Genomic DNA, 20,886 nt, shown 5'->3' with positions numbered 1-20,886 from the left:
ATTACCACCATGCCTTTAATACTTTATATTTTTCATCTTTTATGAAATGCTTAATAAGTTTATAACATTCAAGTCTAATAAAAGTCCTATATGATACTTTTCTGTTTAAATGTCTATGCTTTATAGTAGTTTGCATCTTTTTTTCAAAATCTTGTAAAAATTTCTTCTTTCCAGATTCACTTAAATAACATATATCATCTTCATATATAAAATCTTTTTTATTTATCCTCTTATTATTAATTAAGCTAAATATAACGGGATCAATTATCAATGGTTTAAAAATTTCAGCCATATCTAAACTAAGTGAAAATCTTTTTGTTGAAGGCTCATGTAAAAAACTTATAGTTGGATCTAATTGTGTTTTATATATTTCACTTAAAACATTAGAATACATAATGCTATTACCAAATGACATAAGTGCATTTACTGGGTCTTTTGGTGGCCTTTTTTCTCTTTTTTCAAATTCAAATCCATTTTTTAATATTTGATTAAATGATTTATAATAAGTCTTTCTAATCCTACCTTCTCTTCCCATTAAATCTGGTATATCTATTGCTTCATTTAAATTATCAACTTCTCTTTTTATAGTGTCTATAAGACTTTCATCAACTTTATAGTACCTCATATTTCTAAGTATATGATGAGCTGCACTTTGTACAAAAGACTTTGCCAAATATATTCTTTCATCTTCATCTAAATAACAAGCTGATTGACATACTAAGCTAAATCCAGATACATTTTTCTTTCTTGGATAATAAGTACCACTATAATATCCATAATAATTATAGAAATGCAACATTACTCCATATCTACTTATATAGTTTATTAACTTTGTATTTAAGTCAACTTCTCCATATATATGTATATCATCTACTTGCTCTATTGGTAGTGCCTTTTTATCACCTTCTAAATCATAGTAATAAATTGTATTATCTTTTCTTTTTATACTTCCATTACTTATTATGTAATAGTCTTTCATTATATTTCCTCCTTAGCAAAACAAAATTCATAGTATGCACACTTAGTGCAATATGGCAATTTTTCTAACTTTGGAGGATATAGTTGTTTACATATATACTTTATATCTATTAAAGTTTTTTCTATCTTTTCTTCTATATCTGATGTTAGTATTAATTCATCCTGTTTCTTTTCTTTTACATAGTTTATTGTTCCTTTTTTCTCTATTCCAAAAACTTTTTTTAAGTAATACAAATAATAATATAATTGCATTTCATCAGCTTCTTGCATTTTAGAGCTTATTTTAACTTCTCTTATATAATCACCTTGAATAATATCTAATTTCAAAATATCATCAACTAGTACTTCTTTTGATTTCATTCTTTTATATGAATTCTCATGCACTATTTTTCCTGACTCTACTCTAGAACTATTTTGTTCCATAGTTATACCTTTTGAAAATAGCCATAATTTTCTTTTACATATATAATAATAGTTTATTTTTACACCTTGTACCTTTAAATCCTCTATATCTATGGACATTATTTCACCCTTTTCTTTAGTAAAAATTCGCCACATAGTTAATATAAAAATTTCACTTTAATTAAATTCTATATAAATTGAGATAGTTCTTCTCCTATAAGAACACCTTTACCTTTTAGTGTTTCACTATCCATATTATATTGATATTCTAATATTTTTAAATCTTCTAATCCTTTAACTTCTATATCTGTAATAAGCCTTTTATCTCTTACTTTATATGATGATACACTTACAGTCTTTTTAGTTATTGATTGTCTTATGTTTCTTCTTTTATCCTTTAATTTAGCTATCAATACTTTATCTTTATTCTTATATGCTATACTTAATTCTTCGCCTATATCTTTGTATTCTTGTATTAATGTATCATCTATTTTATTGTATATTTCTCTAGGTATAACTGTATATGTATCAATATTCCTTAGTATTTTTTGAGCATCATTTGAGCTTACATTATACGGCGGCATAGTATCCAATATATCTAAAGCTTTTCTAAATTTTTTAAAAAACTCTGTATTTTTTAAGTTTTCTTTAGAGTATAGTACTTCTACCATTTTTACTTTATCATCTTCTTTTATTTTTAGTGATTCTTTTCCATTTGTGTATTCTTTTAATAACTCTATACCTTTATTAACTATCTCTTCATCATATATAGTTCCTATTCCTTGAGCTTCCTTTGTGTATATATACACATTAGGATTATCAATTTCTTTTTTACCAGCTCTATTACATCTACCAAATCTTTGGAATAAACTATCTAATGTTGATATTTCAGTATGTAATATATCAAAGTCTATATCTAAAGATGCTTCTACTAATTGAGTTGTAATCCAAATTCCATTTTTCTCACTTTTAGCAAAGTTCTTTATTGCTTTTTCAAGTTTACTTCTGTCTTCTTGTATATACATTGAGTGTAGCAAATTCAAATCTATATCTAAGTTATTGCCATCTATTATTTTTTCTATTTGTTCATATTTCTCAATTGCACTTTTAACTGTGTTTACTATTATAAGTACCTTTTTATTAGATCCTAACTTAGTTATTTCTTCTAGATTTTCATTTATAGATTCATCTTTTACTACTATGTTATGCCTTATTTTATCTGTGTTAAATATAGCAGTTGCTAAATTTTCATCATATAATCCTCTTTCCTTCATTTCATCTATGTATATAGTTGGCATAGTAGCTGTCATAATCATAAATTTTCCACCTATTTTATGAATCATTTCAAGACCTTTTATAAGTACTGCTGCTATTTCTGGTGAATAGGCTTGTATTTCATCTATTACTACTTTTGAATATGATAATGTTGCATATGTTTTTTCATAGCCTTTATACATAAATGGGAATTTAAATATTTGGTCTATTGTAGAGAAAGTAAGCTTTTTAGACATAAGTTTAGATAAATCAGTTATTTGTTTTGAATCCTCATAGTTATTTTCTTCTAAATAATCTATACTTGTTGAGTGCAACAATCCTGCATATTCATATACATCCCCATTATTATTTTTTATTTCACCTACTCTATCAAATAAAGCATTTATACTTACTCTAAGTGGTAATGTGAAAAAGGCTTTATCTTCATTTATCCAAATAAGTGCTGTTTCAGTTTTTCCCATACCAGTAGATGCTATTAGCATAATATTTTTATCAGTATTTTCTTTTGCAAATTGCTGAACATCTCTCAATCCATCATATTGATTTAATATAAATTCTTCTGTGTATTTTCCAATATGTTTATCACAATCTACTTCTATTAATTCATGACCTGATGCACTATGGTCTAATTTATGAAGTAGTCCTTTTAACATTATGTATAACTTATAGTATGGATGTTTACTGTCTATTCTTTTTTCTACTGTATCTAAGTAAGAACTACTTAGCTTTTTTTCTTTAATACTATATCTAATATTAAAATCATTTTTAATTTCATCAATCTTATTTATTAAATCTTCATCCAATACTTTTTGTACTAAATTCTTAAAATCTTCATCTATAAATTTATCTCTTTCATGATGATATACTATGGCTTGATTTAATACTTTTCTTAGTTCTCTATCCTTTATTCCTAAATCTTTATATTTTATAAAAGCAGGAGAAATATAATTATGGTTTACATTATTCTCTAAATCAGTTATAACTTTTGGCTCATCTATTTCTATATCCATATTTGATCTTATTAACTTCTGAAAAGGTGAAAATGCCTTACCTACATCATGAAACTCTACTACTATATCTAATAGTTTCCAAAACTCATCTTTATTTATATAGTCTAAGTTATTTATATTTTTTCCATAGTATTTTTGTAATAATTTAAGTTGTTCAATAAGAGCGTCTGTATGTTCTCTCAAAGTTTCTACTGGGCTAGATTTTGCGTATATCATAATATCCTCCTACTTTTAAGTTTATATATTAAAGTAAACTAAATCTCTTTCTTTTGAATCTGAGTCTAATAATATTTTTCCATATTTTATATTTTTACCACATTCAACATAGTAAGTATCTACTTTATTCCATATCCTTTTTTTCTCTTTAGATGCATTATTAGTATAGTGGTTGTTTAATCTATAACTAATTCCTGATATATCATTATCTTGTAGTTTCTCTTTAGGTATATAAATTGGTCTTTTTATTTTAAACTCTATTAGTTCATTTTCTTCGTAATCATCTTCTTCATTATCTTCATTTACGTCAAATTCTTCTAACTCTGTAAAATATATATCATCTATTCTAAGTAAATCTTCTTTTCTACCAAGAGATAAGTATTCATTACTATTAAGTAAACATTCATATATTTGTTGTAATATTTCTTCTTCTGCTCCTATATGAATTATTAAATTTACATTCAGTAACATATGACTATTCATAGGCATAGATGTTATAGTATCTTTTTTATAAAAATAAGTAGTTTGGTAATTATTAAATATACTTTCATAATTACCTTGTATACTTATTTTAAGTGGTATATATTCTGTTGCTCCTAACACCTTATGTATCAACCCACTCACCGTTGAATAAGGTGGAAGTGGGTATGTTTCAGTTATCTTCATTGCAAAAGGTTTTTTATAACATGCTGTTTCTTGAAATAGCTTTAACTTTAAGACTTTCATATTAGTTCACCCCGTAGTATTCTTTTACTCCCTTAGCTAATTGACCAAAGAATTTATCTACTGTTAATAAGTTTTCTCCTAATATATCTTTAAACTCATCTTTGTTAGTAAATGATCCTTCTACCATTCCTATATAAGTTGATTGTTTTAATTCTTTTCCTAAGAAAGTACTATTTACTACTTCTTTTATAGTATCAGAACTTACTTTATATCCATTTTTATCTCCTTCAACTTTAACTCTGCCTAAGAAGAATGGATTTGCTATATCATACATTCCTCCTACTGCAAATAATGGTGATAAGTTTTCTTGTCTTCCTCTTATATTTCTATTTAGTATTTTTATGATTTCTAATAATTGAGTTACTCTATTACATTTATCTTCATTTGATAATTCTATATCTCCATCTATTCCTACTTTTGATAAATCTATTGTTACTGTATATGTATAGTAGCTTAAATGTTGTTCTACATTTGCAAGGTTTGGATGTTCTCCTATTCTATCAGCTAACCCCTTATTATTTAAAAAGTCCATATCACTTCTATATGCTTCTAATGATATTGCATTACTTAATCTTACAACAGCTTCTCTAGTTGATGATCCACCTTTGTCTTTGTCATCTTTTTTACTTGTTTTCATATATCCGAATAAATCCATCTCTTGTGAATCTTTTATAGTCATATCATCTTTAAATTGTATTGTTCCTTTTGATTTATCTACAACTTGTAAGTTCCAGTTAAATAACTCTGATGCAAGTCTTACTATGTCATATCTTAAACATTGGCGTGATGCAAAAGTATATACATTACCATCTGCTCTAGTTAATTTTTTAAGTTCTGCAATGTTGCCTATTCCTTCTCCATAATTTAAACTTTGAGCTTGTACTATTACTGTGAAAGTTAATCCCTTTTTCATATTATTTTACCTCCTATTTATTATCATCATTTTTAGCTTCATATTTTTCAGATATTAGTCCTGTTATAAATGCATGTCCTATTGATTCAAAATCTAAATCTTTTTCTGCCATTATTTCTATAAATACTGATGGTACACTTTTTTCTGCTGACATAAATATTCTTAAAACTGTATCCATAAAGTCTTTTTTATTTCCAACCTTTATTGAATTTAATAGTTTATAAGCTACTCCATTTATCTTATTTTTAGCATTATTATTTACATAGTAATCGTGTATTTCGTGACCTGCATATTTAACTACTTTTAGCTTTTTATCATTCATTCCATATACCCCTTTCTTATAACTATTTATTAGTGCTCTTACTTTTATAGCTTTATAGCAATCACTTGTTGATATTTTTATTTTTTTACTATCTTCTAAATTTTCTTTAATTCTTTCTCTTAATGATATATTTATTAAATGCTTTAAATCTCTATTTTTTAATAATATATCTACTACGTTACCTTTAAATTTTTGATTATATATACTTTGTATAAGTTTAGAGTTTTTCCCATCTTCATTTACAAAGAACTTAGCTAAATAAGTAGGCATATTAAAATAATTCATTTTACACTTTTTAGCCTCTATACTAGCCTTAAATTCTACAAATAATATATTTTGTAACTTCCAGATACTTTTATCTTTATTTTCAGTTACTATATCTATAACTAAGTCATTGAAAGGATTTTCTCTGTCTTTTAAGTCTTTTAAGTTTATATTAGTGTTATATATATCAAATATAGAAGTATCTATATTTACAAAAGAGTAAAATTCATTATTTTCATCTGTAATATAGTTTTTTCGTATATATGTAGCCCCTGCTGGTGTACAAAATAGTATAAGCTTACATAAGTCACAAATAGAATATGTTGAATCCTGGTTCCAAAACATATTTTTTGCATTATCATTACTTACACCTAGAGGTGCAAAGTTACTCTCTGAATAGTCATTTATTAGACCTTTATAAGTACCACACATTTCACAAGTTTCAAGACTCTCTAAATACATTTTTATATCTTCAATATTCTTTTTCTTCTTTATAAACTTACTGTTTATATCTTTCATAATCTTTTCAATAATCTTTATACTAGGTTTACTTATTCTTTTTGATTCTAATTCTTTATTTATGTAGTCTAGTTTTTCAGTTATATATTTTTCTAAAGTTTCTATACAACCTTCATTTAATAAACTTTGTAGTTCTCCAAAATAAACTATTGATATTAGATAGTCATTGTACATAACATTTTTTAATCCATCTAAATCATATTTAGATTTATTTACATTGAAAAAGCTTGTTTGTCCAAAATAATTATCACCTATGATAAATTTATATAAGTTAACTGTTAGTCTATCATTTATGTGTTTTAATTTGAAAATATCTAAACACTCTTTTGATATATTTTCTAGTTCTTCTACTTCATCTTCCTTTTTTAATTTACCTATTAAATCGAGTTTTTCTTTTATTATTTCGTAGTTCTTTTCATCTATTTTTTTAACTTTATCATTTTGCTTTTTCAAAATTTCTTTTATTTTTTTTGCACTATCTTTAATTTTATCTGGATGAGCTTTAACATATTTAATGCTATACTCTATGCCGTTTTTTACACGAGTATATACATCATACTCATCCATAAAATAATCAAAATAATAGTGGTGAAAATTTTGAAGTAAGCAACTCTCAAACTCAATATAATCTTCACTTATAGCAACTTGATTTTTTACTTCGGCTTTATTTAATATGTTTAAAAAACCTACTATACCCATATTAAAAAACCAATCATTTTTATAAACCCTTAATTTCACATCTTCACCTCTCTATCCCATTAAATCTATATATCCAAATCCTTGTGCTCTTTTGAATCCAATACCTAATTTATATAAATCATTTAAATCCTCTATATCTCCCGTTAATTTAAACTTACCTTTATACCCATTTATATATTGATATGGTTTTCCTGTGACATTTCTAAATTCTCTAAGTCCTTCTTTAACTACAACTTTATTAAGCTTTATATTTTCAAAATTTAATTCTTTTTTAAGTCCATATCCTCTATAATTTTTAAGCACTTCATTAGATATGTAGTTAAACTCTTTTATGTACTCACTATCTTCTATATTTAAAAACTTTCCATTTTTTGATTTTATACATATTGGAGATAATGCATTAAATATAGCTTCTTCGCTATCTATATTCATCTCTTTTCCTAAATCAACTCTTATCCTTTTTAATTCATAATCTTTATATATAAATTTAGGATAATTTATAAGCCCATTGTATAAATTAATTCCTAATTCTACATCTGGAGTACTTATATTTAAAATTACTTTATCTTTAACTATGAAGTTTTCATTTTCAATATCATATCCTTTAACATACACTGAAAAAGTAAAGTTTTTAGTCTTTTTGTTATTTTTATCTTCATAGAAATATAAGCTGTTGTAATATTCTTCACTAGATTTTTTTATAGCTTCTTTTATAACGCTCATAAATAAGGTGTTATACGCTATTGGTAGCTTATCTGTTTTAAATTCCACTTTCATTCTCATAGTTATCACCTCTCTTAATTATAATAATATCATCCAACCACGAACTATAAATGTGACAATGAGAAATATTTAGTAATTTTGTTTAATTTTTTCTATTTCATTTCTAATATCGTCTTTTAGTTTCTTTGGTTCTATTACATATACATTACATCCCATACTTAAAATCCAACTTTTTATTTCTGTATATCCTCTCATAGTTGCTTTAAAAGTTATAGATTCATCTTCATGTTCTATTATTTCTTGGTTATCAGCCCATACTTTTTCTTTTATAATTACTGAAAATGGATGTTTTATTTTTAGTTCTAAAGTTACTTCATCATCTTTATAAATTCCGATACTATTTTGACTGTATTCTTTCCAATTAAAACTCTTATCAACTTTATAATGCTTCTCTAAAATATAGTAGTCCTTTATTCTACATACCTTAAAATCTATAAATCTATTTCTATTTTCACAATATGCAACCATATATGTATCAGATTTATAGTTGTAAAGTCCATATGGATGTACGATTCTTTCACTATAACCTGATTTTATAGAGTAATAGTTTATCTTCAATTTTTTCTTAGTTATATAAGCAAATTTTATATTCTCTATTTTTTGTTTTTCGTTTTTATAGTCATAATTGCTCTGTGCTTGTATACTGAAATAATCCATATTTGTTTTATCTTGTTTTATAGTTGTAACTGCTTTTATCTTCGTGATAATATCATCAAACTCATTTTTATAAATATCATTATTATGTTTTAATTGTTCATTTATCATATCTAATACTGAAATATCTTCTAAACATAAATTAATGTTAGTTATACTATTTTCTTTGTCTATTTCATATCCACCATAAGCTCCTGATTTAGATGTTATAAATATTCCTGCTTGTTCTAAATCAGATTTATATTTTTGTATTTGTCTTTCTGTAACCTCTAATTCAGAAGCTAACTCACTACATTTCATTCTTCCTCTGCTTTGTATTAATAGCATCATCTTTATTGCATTACCAATCTTACTAATTTGTATCAACTCCTATAACCTTTTATCCCTTATTAGTAGAAACTTTTTATATAGTATCATTCTATCAAGATATCAAGAAAAAAATCAATACTATGTATTTTCATTTATTTAATAACATTATCTAACTCACATTCTTATATTTATAAATGTAAAAATGTGGCTTTTTTATTATACGGTTACACTAAAAATTTTTTATAATAGTATAGTTTCCTATGTTTTAAGAGATTAAAATAACAATAAACTTGTATTTGATAAATTTGACTTATCCATATAAATAAATCCAAGTGCTATGCTGTCTACTTAACATGAAGCAGTTCATATAAGTTAAAATTTAATATTTTGTCTACAATCTGAACCTCATATAATAGTTATGGACTTTTTTACAAGGATACAACTTTTTTTAATTTATAAACTATGTATTTAATTAACGTAGCTTTTATTATTGATTAGATAAATTAACTATAATATAATGAATAAGTTATACTAAAGTTTTAGGAGGTCCTTTAATGAGATTAAATAACTACATAAGTTCAACTGGACTTTGTTCAAGAAGAGAAGCTGATAAGCTTATTGAACAAGGTAAAGTTACTGTAAACGGAAAAAAAGCACAAGTTGGTCAAACTGTAGAAGAAGGTGCTATGGTTAAGGTAAATAATAAGCTTATAAAACCTAAAAATAACAATGTTTATATAGCACTTAATAAGCCTGTAGGTATAACTTGTACAACAGAACGTCATGTGAAAGGAAATATTATTGACTATGTTAATTATCCAGAAAGAATTTTCCCAATAGGAAGATTGGATAAGCCATCAGAAGGTCTTATTCTTTTAACTAACGATGGTAATATAGTAAATAAGATACTTAGAGCAGAAAACAAACATGAAAAAGAATATAAGGTTACTGTTAATAAAAATATAACTAAAGAATTTATAAATGGAATGTCTAGGGGTGTTCGTATATTTAACCCTGTAACTAATAAATATGTAACTACTAACAAATGTCTTGTTACGAAGGTTAATAATCGTACATTTAAAATAGTTTTAACTCAAGGTTTAAATCGTCAAATACGTAGAATGTGTGAGGTATTTGGATATTCAGTTGAAAAGCTTCAAAGAGTTAGAATTATGAACTTAACGTTAAAGGGTATCCCTTATGGAAAATGGAGAGTCTTATCTAAGAACGAGGTATCTGACTTAATAAAATAAACTTTATACAATTTTCAAAATTATGTATATATGATATACTATGCTATAGTTTAAAAACTTAATATATCTTTAGGGAGGAATATTTTTGTCATTTTTAATTTTAATAATAGGATTTGCATTTCTTATAAAAGGAGCAGATGTATTCGTTGAAGGGGCTTCATCGCTTGCAAAGAAATTTAATGTTCCGTCTATGATTATAGGATTAACTATAGTAGCTATGGGTACAAGCGCACCAGAGGCTGCTGTTAGTGTTACATCATCTTTAGCAGGACAAAATGATATGAGTGTAGCTAACGTTGTTGGATCAAACTTTTTCAATATTCTTGTGGTTTTAGGAGTTTCATCTATTATTGCTAAACTTCCAGTTCAAAAAGATACTATAAAGAAAGATACACCTTTTTTAATATTAATTAGTGTACTTTTATTAGTGTTTGGAGTTAATTTAAAATTAGGAAGAATTGAAGGTTTAGCACTTTTAGCATTATTTACTTACTTCTTAGTTAATACTATAAAGTCAGCTAAAAAAGCTACAGAAAATGAATTTTTAGAAACTGGTGAAACAGCTGTAGCTATAGAAATTGAAACTAGTAGTGAAATATCTCTTCTTAAAACTATATTAGTATCTATTATAGGTATCATAGGTATTGTAATTGGTGGAGATATGGTTGTAAACTCTGCAACATCTATTGCAACGTCATTTGGTATGAGTGCTAATTTAGTAGGACTTACAATAGTTGCAGTTGGAACTTCTTTACCAGAATTTGTAACATCTATTGTAGCTATAAAAAAGGGTGAAACAGAGATAGCTATAGGTAATGTTATAGGGTCAAACTTATTTAATATACTTTTAGTTTTAGGATTGGCAGCTGTAATAAATCCAATATCAATGAGTATGTTAGCATTTATAGATATAGTATTTATGGTTTTAATAACATTACTACTATATATGTTTATGAAAAAGAGAAATTCTCTAGTTAAAAAGCAAGGAATCGTATTAGTAGTTTTATATATGGCTTATATGACTTACACTATTATAAGATAACTTAGAACCTGATAGTTTTACTATCAGGTTTTTTATATTTAGAATGTATTGTTTATAAGTTAATAGTATTTATTAATTTTAAATTTTTAGTATAATAATATATAAATAAAGACTATTTTAATTAAAAATTTTGAAAGGAATACAATTATGTCAAAAAAAACAGTAGTTATAACAGGGTCGTCTAGAGGTATTGGACGTGCTTGTGCTATATTATTTGCAAAAAATAATTATAACGTAATTATAAATTATAATAAATCAAAAAAATTAGCAGAAGACCTTTTTAATGATTTAAAAGAAGCTGGATATTCTGTAGATATATTTAAAGCAGATATATCTAATAGATTTGAAGCTAATTCACTTATTAATCATTGCATAGGAAAGTTTGGTAAAATAGATGTACTTATAAATAATGCAGGAATTAGTCAAAATAAACTTTTTACAGATATAACAGATGATGACTGGAACGAAATGATGGGTACTAATTTAAATGGTATTTTTTACACTACTCAAAAGGCACTTCAATATATGTTACCTGAGTGTAGTGGTAAGATAATAAATATATCATCTATATGGGGTATGGTTGGAGGATCTTCTGAGGTACACTACTCTACTTCAAAAGCTGCAATAATAGGAATGACTAAAGCGTTAGCCAAAGAACTTGGACCATCTAATATTCAAGTTAACTGCATAGCTCCTGGGGTTATACAAACAGATATGTTAAATGGTATAGATGAAGACATTATAGAAAGTTTAAGAGAAGAAACACCTTTAATGAGAATTGGAACAGTTGATGATATAGCAAATTGTGCACTATTTTTAGCTAGTGATAAATCAGATTTTATAACAGGACAAGTTATAAGTCCTAATGGTGGATTTGTTATATAATACTAAAAATACATAAAAAGGATGCTCTTTTTAAGACCATCCTTTTTATGTATTTGATTTTTATTTTATTGGGACTTGAATATTAAATTCAGTTTCATATTCATCACTATAAACTTCTATACTACAATTATTACTTTCTAATATCTGTTTTATATAAAATAAACCATATCCTCGGTTGTTGCCTTTAGATGAAAATCCCATTTTAAATATCTTTTGTGTATCATCTATCATTCGACCATTATTTTTTATAGATATATTATGTTTATTATTTTCTTTATATGTATCTAAATGGATATACTTATAAGATTTATTATTTTTTGAAAGCTCATCTATTGCATTATCTATAATATTTAATAGTATAGAGCTTAATTGAGTATCATCTAAGTTTGTATCTTCTAGTAAACTATCTACACATGCTGTAAGATCTATATTATATTCTTGACATTTTGTATTTTTTAAATTTAATATTGCATCAATATAATTATTACCTGTATTAAATATCGCTATGCTATTTTTAGAGCATTCTGCCATTCCTAATATATATTTTTTAGCAGCTTCTACATTTCCATTTGTAATTTGCATTAAAATAACTTGTAGATGATTCATGTAATCATGTTTTTGTACTCTTAATAAATCTATTGTTTCTTTCATTTGATCTAAATTTTTCATAATTAAGTTATTTTCTATCTGAAAAATTTTTTTGCATTTATTTAAAAACAATATAGCTATTATCACACATATTACAGATAATAAGCTAGATATCATCGTAAATATTACTATTAATTCACTTTTCTTATATAACTCATTTCTAGTAGTAATTATTGTAATCATAAAAGACATTATAAGTAGATTTACGATACTTAAAAATATTAATACATACACTATATGCTTATTAACTTTTTTATTAGTTTCATTACTTTTTTTATCTTTTTTTGTTAAGAGATTTATATTTTTTTTGTAATTATCTAAATATATTAATAAACTAATAACCGTTGGCATATATGAAACTAATATTTTCATACCTTGATTACTAAGTACTTCATCAGTACTAATTCCAACTAAATTTATAAATGTTAATACAAGAAATTCACTTGCGAATTTTAACCCAAAACCTATACTAAGAGATATAAAACAATATTTTAAACTAATTTTAGAATAATGCCAAAATAATAATACACACGCTAAAAATAACAATATTACACTAAATCCTTGCTCTACTGTATTTCTAATAACATAGCATGCTATAGCAGTTAGGATACCAAGTTTTAAAATGTCTTTTTTTAATAATGCCTTTCCTAATAGCATATTACTCAATAAATTTATAACTATCATTTCTGGTATACTAATAAATATTAAATCTATTATGCTTATCTTAAATCACCGCCTTCTACTTTCATAATAAATATATGATAACATATTTTTATATATTATTGCATATTTTTACATATTTTTATAAAAAAATACCTAAGCATTTGCAGTTTATACTTAGGTATTTGGTAATTATATTGTATTTATACTTACTATAGGCTTTCTTAGCATATAGTTTTTATCTACTTTTATATCTAATTTAAGTTTAACTATTTGTCTTGCATGTGGCGCTGACTCTATAGGTTCTCCATCTTCATTATACATTTCCTCTATAGTAGCAAACATAGTTTCTTTATATGGTCCTATAACTTCTACTTTGTCTAATACATTCATTTTGTTTCTTTGCTCTACTATATATAAATCATTTTCTGCGTCATAATCTCTAACTATACCAACAAAGTCATAGTTTCTAATATATGATGCACTTTCATAGTTATGAGCTTTATCACTTGGTCTATCAAAATAGAATCCTGTACTATAATCTCTATGACTACCCTTTTTTAATTCTTCTAACCACATTGGATTGAACTTCCAATTTTCTGGATCTTCATAATATGCATCTATGGCCATTCTATAAGCTCTAACAGTAGTAGCTACATAATAAGCCGTTTTCATACGTCCTTCTATTTTAAAACTTGTTATCCCACATTCTATTAATTGTGGAATATACTCTATCATACATAAGTCTTTTGAGTTAAAGAAAAACGATGAATCTATACCATTTATAACTTCTTCATATTCACCATTTTCATTTTCTTTAACTAAATCATACTTCCATCTACATGGTTGAGCACATGCTCCTCTGTTTGCATCTCTTCCTGTAGTGTAATTACTTATTACACATTTTCCAGAATAAGACATACACATAGCTCCATGTACGAAAGCTTCTATATCCATATCCTCTGGTACGTTATCTCTTATAGCTCTTATTTCATCAAATGATAGCTCTCTAGCTGTTACTACTCTTTGAGCACCTTGTTCATACCAAAACTTAGCTGCTAAAGAGTTACTTGTACTAGCTTGAGTGCTTATGTGTACTTCCATATTAGGTATTGTCTTTTTAACTATTGAAAATACTCCAGCATCACTTACTATAACAGCATCTACACCTATTTCTTGAAGTTGCAAAAGGTATGGAGGAAGTTGTTCTAGTTCTTCATTTCTAGGTATTATATTTATAGTAACAAAAACTTGTTTTCCTAAATTATGAGCAAACTCTACTCCTTCTTTCATTTCTTCTATTGTAAAATTTTTCGCAGCAGATCTCATACCAAATATCTCTCCACCTATATATACAGCATCTGCTCCATAAGTAAAAGCTATCTTTAATCTTTCTAAATCACCTGCTGGTGCTAATAATTCTATCTTTTTCATGTTGTCTCCTTTATCTACTTATACTTTTATAATAAGTTATATTACCCAATTATAATTCATATAAAACCTTTTTATTATATCATTAGTTTTTTAATCCTTCAAGTGCGTAAGATACCTTATACTATTAATTTTATAGATATTAATACATTAAAAAAGATAGTATTATCTATTTTGACAATACTATCTTTTTTAATTAAACTAACAAATTTTTTAGTAATAAAAACAAAAGTCTGCTTCTACACAGAATTGATTTCTACTTAAAAGACCACCGTAAGATATAGTTATATAATTCATTTGTGAATCTAAAATTTTATTTATTATTATTTTATAACCATCTACATCGTATAAGTTATCATTAGCATTAGGTTCATCAAGTTCAAGGTCTATTTTTGCTTCTGATGTCATAGTTATACCTCTTGTAAGTATTCTTATACATTGTTTATCGCTATTTTCTAATAATTTATCTAGTTCTCTTTTAGCTTCATTAGTTATTAATATACTCATTTCCATTTGCATCTTCTCCTAATGTTTAATTTCTTTTTTTATAATATCATTTTTAATAAAAAATAGGTAGAGTTATATCCACCTATTTTAAAAATTATTTTATATATTATTTTCATCTTCTACAAAATTTGGTTTTAATTTTGGAAATCCATATAATTTTTGTGTTCTTATAAGTATTATAAATATACTAAGAAGTAATATACCTTTTAATATACTAGATATACTTATACTCCACCATACTCCATTAAGACCTAATATGCTAGGATTTGATATTAAATATGCAAGAGGAATTCTACTTCCAGTTAAAATTATACTAACTAATGATGGGATTAAAGTTTTTCCAAGCCCTCTAAATGCTCCTGCTATTACTATTTCTATACACATAAATAACTGAGAGTATCCTAATATTTTAAGGTAATCTGCTCCTTTTAATATTGCTTCGCCTTCATTTATAAATATGCTAAATATGTATTTTCCTAAAAATACTAAAAGAATTGTATTTATAGTTCCCATAATTATAGCTATTAAAAGGGTTATTTTACATCCACGTTGAATTCTATCATAATCTTTTGAACCATAATTTTGACCAACAAAGCTAGATAGTGCTGCTGCTATACCCTCTGCACTCATCCATGATATAGATTCTATTTGAGACCCTACCTTTTGAACTGCTACGGCTACTGGTCCAAATGATGCTACTACTACTCCTAGTGTCATAGAAAATAATGTAAATAATCCACTTTGTAATGCTACTGGTATACCTAAATTATACAATATTTTATAATAATTTAATTTTATATCTTTAAATGGGATAATCTTAAAATATATTTCTTTACTTTTTAATATCTTTAACATAAAACAACTTGTTACAACTATCTGTGCAACCACTGTTGCAATTGCAGCACCTGCTACACCCATACTTGGTATTTTACCTAATCCAAGTATTAAAATTGGATCTAGCACTATATTTGTTAATAACCCTATAGTATTTATTAAAAATGGAGTTTTACTATTTCCCATACCATTGAATATAGCAGTAAATACTGGATTTATAAAATAAAATATCATCCCAAAAGCTACTATTACTAAATACTCTTTTGACATAGATATTACATTTTCATCACCTAATCTAAAAAATCCAATCAATTGGTCTTTAAACATTATAAGGAATATAGTATATAAAATAGAAAGAATTATGTTTATTTCTATTGCTGATTTTATATATAATTTTGTCTCATCTACATCATGTTGACCCATACTCTGAGCTACTTTTACTTCTGCACCTACTTTTGAAATTGTAATAAACGCCATAGCAAGCCAAGTGAAAAATCCTGCAGTCCCTACTGCTGCTACTGCACTACTTCCAGCTTTTCCAACCCATATCATATCAATCATATTATACGCCATTTGTATAAATGAAGTTGCCATAATAGGAAGTGATAGCTTTACTAATTTTTCTGTTATTTTTCCTTGTGTTAAATCAATTCTACCTTTCATAATTTCACCTCTTATTATATTTATAAATATCTATATAATTGATTCTTATATTCTATAATATATCTTAATATATATTCTTAAATGTATATGTATTTAGATTACTTTAAAAGCGCAGAAAGTAGCCATATAAGTAATATATCTTTCGTATTCATTCCTATCGACTCTTAATGTCTTTTTCTATTTTAATTTTAACAAATAATAATACTAATTTAAATAAAAAGAGCCTATCCCTCAATTGAAATAAACTTTTTGCTACTTAATATATTTTACCTTATCTATATAAAAATAAAACCTTAAGAATTATATCTTAAGGTTTTATTATATTTAAATTTATTTTTTAGGATTTTTTACTCTTACGAAATACTTTGTATGAAGTAATTCATGTGCTTTATGGCTCATTGGATAATCTAGGTATTTATCATATATAGCTTGAACATGAGGGTTTTCATTTGATACTCTAAGTGTTAATGAACTATCTATATTATTTAGACCTTCTGCTCTTTGTTTTAGTGTTTCAACCCTCTTTTTAGCTTTAGGTTGTCCACCTCCACCTACGCATCCACCAGTACATGCCATTATTTCTATTGCGTGGTAGAATTCTTCTCCAGATCTTATTTTATCTAGCATTTTTGCAGCTTCTCTAAGGCCATGAGCAACACCTATTCTAAGTTTAAGTCCATTAACTTCTATATCACAACTTCTAAATCCATCAAATCCTCTAAGTTCAGTAAATTCTACTTTTTCTAATTTTTGTCCTGTCATTTTTTCAACAGTCATTCTAGTTGCAGCTTCTATAACTCCACCTGTTCTACCAAAGATTATACCTCCACCAGTATATTCTCCCATTATTGAATCTATTTCTTCATCTTCGATTTCACTTAAGTTTATTCCTGAATCTTCAAATATTTTTATAAGTTCTCTAGTTGTTATAACATAGTCTACATCATAGTTCATACCTCTTGAGAATTCTGGTCTAGATGATTCATACTTCTTGGCAACACAAGGCATTATAGCAACAGATATAAGTCTATCTCTTGGTATACCCTTATCTTTTGCCCATAAGTCTTTTGCAACAGTTGCAAATATTTGCATAGGTGATTTTACTGATGATGGAACATCTAGCATATCTGCATAGTTTTGTTCTATAAATTTAACCCATGCAGGACAACAAGAAGTAAGTATCGGAAGCTTAACATCTTTATCTCCTGCTAAATGCTTTTCTAATCTATGTTGGAATTCTGTTGCTTCTTCCATTATAGTTAAATCCGCTGCCCATGTAGTATCAAATACATAATCTACACCTAATTTTCTAAGTCCAGAAGCTATCTTTTTCTCAACATTTGTACCTGGTTCAAATCCAAATGCTTCACCTATAGCAACCCTTACAGCAGGTGCCATTTGAGTTATAACTAATTTATTTGGTGTTGCTAAATCTCTTAAGAATTTAAATGTATTATCTCCTGCAGTTATAGCATTTACTGGACATGATGATATACATTGGCCACAATGCGTACATCTAGTATAATCTATGTAATGTTGTTCTTTACGCTCTCCGTCTATGCAATCTACAGGACATGCTCTCTTACAAGCACCACATCCTATACATTTTTCTGTAATTGTAAGCTTTGTAAGATGGTTACATTGTGATGTTTTACATATATTTTCATCTACATGCTCTTCTATCTCTTCATAGAAATTACCGATAATTTCTTGTATTATATTATTTTCTTGATTTAATTTGTCTTTTATTTCCCCTGATAATCTTCTTAATAAGTATACATCACGCATATTAGACCTTCCCTTGCTTATACGATCTAATACTCTCCATATTCTATATACTTCTTCTTTAACTTCTGAGTACTTTTCATATACTTCGTTTTTGTTGCTATCTTCGATTTTACCTATTAAGTAATCTACATAGAAAGTTGCATATTGAACTATACAATCATCTTCAGATAGTATTATAATATTTCTACTGCTGTTTTTATCAAATAATTCAAAATCTAAAACTTTGTCTAAACTATCTTCAGTTAAAAATCCTCCAAATGGAATTCCAAGTTGCGCTGCTTTAAATTTCTTTTTGTCTAATATTCCCCCGCAAATATCGATTATATCATTAAGCGTTGCATTTTCAGGTACTTCTATTATTCCTGGTTTATTTATTTTACCAGATACTGCAACCTTTCTTTTACCTTCTTCCGTTATTTGATTTAGTTCATCTTCCCCAAACACAGAAAATACAGATCCACGAGAACTCTGTATAAGTGTAGTTTTTTTATCTACCATCTCTTTAACTCCTTATTTGTAATTTTTATCCCTTTTGTAAGTTTAATATTTAGAATATCATTTGTTATTTTATTAACTATAATTTTATCATACTTTAGCATATAATATATACATTATTTTAGACAATTTCAAAAAATAATAAGCCATATAGGCTCATTATTTTAAGTACTTATATAATTATTATATTTTGTTTTATTAGTTACTTAAAATATTAATCTTAAATTTTACCTACAAGCATAAGTATTTCCATCTACAACTTGAACCGCTTGTAAAGTAGGTGGGTTACCTATTATATATATAGTGTATATCTTATCTGGATTTAATGTTACTTTAAGTGGCAATACAACACTTTTATCAGTATTTAATACCACATTTACATTATATGTTCCAGGATTTAAATCTACGTAATCTGTTCCCTCTTCAAATGATATATCTTCAAATAATATATCACCGTCAACTAATATGTTTACACCTGGGGCGTTTGGTGATAAATGTATTACTCGTAGTGAACTATAACTTTGAGAAGGTGATTTTGATACTTTATCAGGTATAACTAATAAACCTAAGTTATCTAAATTTCCAGTAGCCGCTACAGTAAATATTTGTTGTGATGAAACATCAACCATTTGATTTATAATTGGTCTATCTTTTTGTCCAGCTACATATACAGATACATTATATTCACCTTCATCTAAGTATACGTATTTAGTAAAATCACCGAATGCTAAATCATTAAAAACCATTTGATCATTAACATACACATCAATATTTTGTGCTTGAGGTGCAGCATGAAAAATTCTTACTAAGGAACTATTATTTTTTATTTCAAAGCAATCCATATTATATCCCCCTATTTACACATTTAAACATGTTATATAATATGTTGTTTTATTTATTTAGTTACTTTATATTTTAGCATTTGAAGTTTTAATTATTTTTAATATTTAAAATTCCATAGGTATTAATTTATCTTCGCTATATCTTGCTATAGCATATAAAGTATCAGATAATCTATTTATATATTTTATAAGCATAGGGTTTACTTTTTCTATTTTACTAAGAGATATTATAATTCTTTCAGCTCTTCTACATATTGTCCTTGCTATATGTAAGTGGGCTGATGCTAAGGACGTACCTGGTATTATAAATGAATCTAATCCTTTAGCTTCACCCATATACTTATCTATTATATTTTCTAAATTTTTAATATCATTATCAGTTACTACTTTGTTTAGTTTCTCTGTATTTTTAGTTGCTAACTCTGAGCCTATATAAAATAAATCTCTTTGAATATTAAATAATACTTTTTTCTCATCTTCATTTATATAGTGCATACATAAACCTATGTATGAATTTAACTCATCTATTGTTCCATATGATTCAACTCTTATACTATCTTTGTCAATTCGTGTTCCATCATACAATGATGTTTGACCTTTATCTCCTGTTTTTGTATATATTTGCATGTTCTCACCTCCTTATCTATATTAATACCCATTATTTAATTATTAATCAAATTTTAAGTATACTTATTAATTTAATGGAAATAATTATGATATCGATTCCTAGTATTATCATAAATTTTTTCTTACCCCGTACGTTAAAAG

At 26.2% G+C, this 20,886-nt stretch carries 18 protein-coding genes; 3 read left to right on the top strand and 15 right to left on the bottom strand.

Features of this window, described 5'->3' with window-relative positions:
- Window position 1: 1 nt before the first annotated feature.
- The 8 genes from cas1b to CRIB_RS05360 all read right to left on the bottom strand — a co-directional run bounded on the left by cas1b (window position 2) and on the right by CRIB_RS05360 (window position 9,127).
- Window positions 2–979, bottom strand: coding sequence for a type I-B CRISPR-associated endonuclease Cas1b (gene cas1b, locus CRIB_RS05395; RefSeq protein WP_330404954.1), 978 nt, complete (start codon window positions 977–979; stop codon window positions 2–4).
- A complete protein-coding gene (gene cas4, locus CRIB_RS05390) occupies window positions 979–1,500 on the bottom strand; it encodes a CRISPR-associated protein Cas4 (RefSeq protein WP_180703501.1) in 522 nt (173 codons plus the stop codon). The genes cas1b and cas4 overlap by 1 nt, the downstream gene beginning before the upstream one ends.
- Before the next feature lie 68 nt (window positions 1,501–1,568).
- Window positions 1,569–3,881: a CRISPR-associated helicase Cas3' gene (cas3, locus tag CRIB_RS05385; protein WP_180703500.1), complete on the bottom strand. Its 2,313-nt coding sequence runs from the start codon at window positions 3,879–3,881 to the stop codon at window positions 1,569–1,571.
- Between the two features lie 21 nt (window positions 3,882–3,902).
- Complete coding sequence (gene cas5b, locus CRIB_RS05380) at window positions 3,903–4,607, bottom strand: type I-B CRISPR-associated protein Cas5b (RefSeq protein ID WP_180703499.1); 705 nt, start codon at window positions 4,605–4,607, stop codon at window positions 3,903–3,905.
- A 1-nt stretch (window position 4,608) separates the two neighbouring features.
- A complete protein-coding gene (gene cas7i, locus CRIB_RS05375; protein ID WP_180703498.1) occupies window positions 4,609–5,520 on the bottom strand; it encodes a type I-B CRISPR-associated protein Cas7/Cst2/DevR in 912 nt (303 codons plus the stop codon).
- Window positions 5,521–5,533: 13 nt separating this feature from the next.
- On the bottom strand, window positions 5,534–7,363 hold the full coding sequence (gene cas8a1 / locus CRIB_RS05370) for a type I-B CRISPR-associated protein Cas8b1/Cst1 (RefSeq protein WP_180703497.1): 1,830 nt from the start codon (window positions 7,361–7,363) through the stop codon (window positions 5,534–5,536).
- A 12-nt stretch (window positions 7,364–7,375) separates the two neighbouring features.
- Window positions 7,376–8,107, bottom strand: coding sequence for a CRISPR-associated endoribonuclease Cas6 (gene cas6, locus CRIB_RS05365; protein ID WP_180703496.1), 732 nt, complete (start codon window positions 8,105–8,107; stop codon window positions 7,376–7,378).
- 69 nt (window positions 8,108–8,176) lie between these two features.
- Window positions 8,177–9,127 (bottom strand): helix-turn-helix transcriptional regulator, encoded by a 951-nt coding sequence (locus tag CRIB_RS05360; protein ID WP_243633583.1) that lies wholly within the window; start codon window positions 9,125–9,127, stop codon window positions 8,177–8,179.
- A gap of 497 nt (window positions 9,128–9,624) precedes the next feature.
- On the opposite strand from CRIB_RS05360, the gene rluF reads away from it, so the two are divergent.
- The 3 genes from rluF to ymfI all read left to right on the top strand — a co-directional run bounded on the left by rluF (window position 9,625) and on the right by ymfI (window position 12,250).
- The gene (gene rluF, locus CRIB_RS05355; RefSeq protein ID WP_180703495.1) at window positions 9,625–10,323 is read left to right on the top strand and encodes a 23S rRNA pseudouridine(2604) synthase RluF; all 699 of its coding nucleotides are present in this window, start codon (window positions 9,625–9,627) and stop codon (window positions 10,321–10,323) included.
- An 85-nt stretch (window positions 10,324–10,408) separates the two neighbouring features.
- On the top strand, window positions 10,409–11,365 hold the full coding sequence (locus tag CRIB_RS05350; RefSeq protein WP_180703494.1) for a calcium/sodium antiporter: 957 nt from the start codon (window positions 10,409–10,411) through the stop codon (window positions 11,363–11,365).
- Window positions 11,366–11,512: 147 nt separating this feature from the next.
- Window positions 11,513–12,250, top strand: coding sequence for an elongation factor P 5-aminopentanone reductase (gene ymfI / locus CRIB_RS05345; protein ID WP_180703493.1), 738 nt, complete (start codon window positions 11,513–11,515; stop codon window positions 12,248–12,250).
- A gap of 60 nt (window positions 12,251–12,310) precedes the next feature.
- Here ymfI and CRIB_RS05340 read toward each other — a convergent pair whose 3' ends face one another.
- From CRIB_RS05340 to CRIB_RS05310, 7 genes are all read right to left on the bottom strand, one after another.
- A complete protein-coding gene (locus CRIB_RS05340; protein WP_180703492.1) occupies window positions 12,311–13,582 on the bottom strand; it encodes a sensor histidine kinase in 1,272 nt (423 codons plus the stop codon).
- 168 nt (window positions 13,583–13,750) lie between these two features.
- Window positions 13,751–14,992, bottom strand: coding sequence for a peptidase U32 family protein (locus tag CRIB_RS05335; RefSeq protein WP_180703491.1), 1,242 nt, complete (start codon window positions 14,990–14,992; stop codon window positions 13,751–13,753).
- A gap of 210 nt (window positions 14,993–15,202) precedes the next feature.
- A complete protein-coding gene (locus CRIB_RS05330; protein ID WP_071120371.1) occupies window positions 15,203–15,502 on the bottom strand; it encodes a hypothetical protein in 300 nt (99 codons plus the stop codon).
- A 93-nt stretch (window positions 15,503–15,595) separates the two neighbouring features.
- Complete coding sequence (locus CRIB_RS05325) at window positions 15,596–16,993, bottom strand: MATE family efflux transporter (RefSeq protein ID WP_180703490.1); 1,398 nt, start codon at window positions 16,991–16,993, stop codon at window positions 15,596–15,598.
- Between the two features lie 330 nt (window positions 16,994–17,323).
- Window positions 17,324–19,279 carry a [FeFe] hydrogenase, group A gene (locus tag CRIB_RS05320; protein ID WP_180703489.1) on the bottom strand — a complete coding sequence of 652 codons (1,956 nt, stop codon included), beginning with the start codon at window positions 19,277–19,279 and terminating at the stop codon, window positions 17,324–17,326.
- A 224-nt stretch (window positions 19,280–19,503) separates the two neighbouring features.
- Window positions 19,504–20,118, bottom strand: a complete 615-nt coding sequence (locus tag CRIB_RS05315; RefSeq protein WP_180703488.1) for a DUF4397 domain-containing protein — start codon at window positions 20,116–20,118, stop codon at window positions 19,504–19,506.
- Between the two features lie 105 nt (window positions 20,119–20,223).
- The gene (locus tag CRIB_RS05310; protein WP_180703487.1) at window positions 20,224–20,745 is read right to left on the bottom strand and encodes a cob(I)yrinic acid a,c-diamide adenosyltransferase; all 522 of its coding nucleotides are present in this window, start codon (window positions 20,743–20,745) and stop codon (window positions 20,224–20,226) included.
- Window positions 20,746–20,886 lie beyond the last annotated feature (141 nt).

It is taken from the genome of Romboutsia ilealis (genome assembly GCF_900015215.1).
GTDB classification, from domain to species: Bacteria; Bacillota; Clostridia; order Peptostreptococcales; family Peptostreptococcaceae; genus Romboutsia; species Romboutsia ilealis.
This window is presented reverse-complemented; position numbering and strand designations above follow the sequence as displayed.

Coding starts and splice junctions, on each gene's coding strand:
- cas1b (WP_330404954.1), bottom strand. CDS start 979: ATGAAAGACTATTACATAATAAGTAATGGAAGTATAAAAAGAAAAGAT.
- cas4 (WP_180703501.1), bottom strand. CDS start 1,500: ATGTCCATAGATATAGAGGATTTAAAGGTACAAGGTGTAAAAATAAAC.
- cas3 (WP_180703500.1), bottom strand. CDS start 3,881: ATGATATACGCAAAATCTAGCCCAGTAGAAACTTTGAGAGAACATACA.
- cas5b (WP_180703499.1), bottom strand. CDS start 4,607: ATGAAAGTCTTAAAGTTAAAGCTATTTCAAGAAACAGCATGTTATAAA.
- cas7i (WP_180703498.1), bottom strand. CDS start 5,520: ATGAAAAAGGGATTAACTTTCACAGTAATAGTACAAGCTCAAAGTTTA.
- cas6 (WP_180703496.1), bottom strand. CDS start 8,107: ATGAGAATGAAAGTGGAATTTAAAACAGATAAGCTACCAATAGCGTAT.
- rluF (WP_180703495.1), top strand. CDS start 9,625: ATGAGATTAAATAACTACATAAGTTCAACTGGACTTTGTTCAAGAAGA.
- ymfI (WP_180703493.1), top strand. CDS start 11,513: ATGTCAAAAAAAACAGTAGTTATAACAGGGTCGTCTAGAGGTATTGGA.
- CRIB_RS05340 (WP_180703492.1), bottom strand. CDS start 13,582: ATGATAGTTATAAATTTATTGAGTAATATGCTATTAGGAAAGGCATTA.
- CRIB_RS05335 (WP_180703491.1), bottom strand. CDS start 14,992: ATGAAAAAGATAGAATTATTAGCACCAGCAGGTGATTTAGAAAGATTA.
- CRIB_RS05330 (WP_071120371.1), bottom strand. CDS start 15,502: ATGGAAATGAGTATATTAATAACTAATGAAGCTAAAAGAGAACTAGAT.
- CRIB_RS05325 (WP_180703490.1), bottom strand. CDS start 16,993: ATGAAAGGTAGAATTGATTTAACACAAGGAAAAATAACAGAAAAATTA.
- CRIB_RS05320 (WP_180703489.1), bottom strand. CDS start 19,279: ATGGTAGATAAAAAAACTACACTTATACAGAGTTCTCGTGGATCTGTA.
- CRIB_RS05315 (WP_180703488.1), bottom strand. CDS start 20,118: ATGGATTGCTTTGAAATAAAAAATAATAGTTCCTTAGTAAGAATTTTT.
- CRIB_RS05310 (WP_180703487.1), bottom strand. CDS start 20,745: ATGCAAATATATACAAAAACAGGAGATAAAGGTCAAACATCATTGTAT.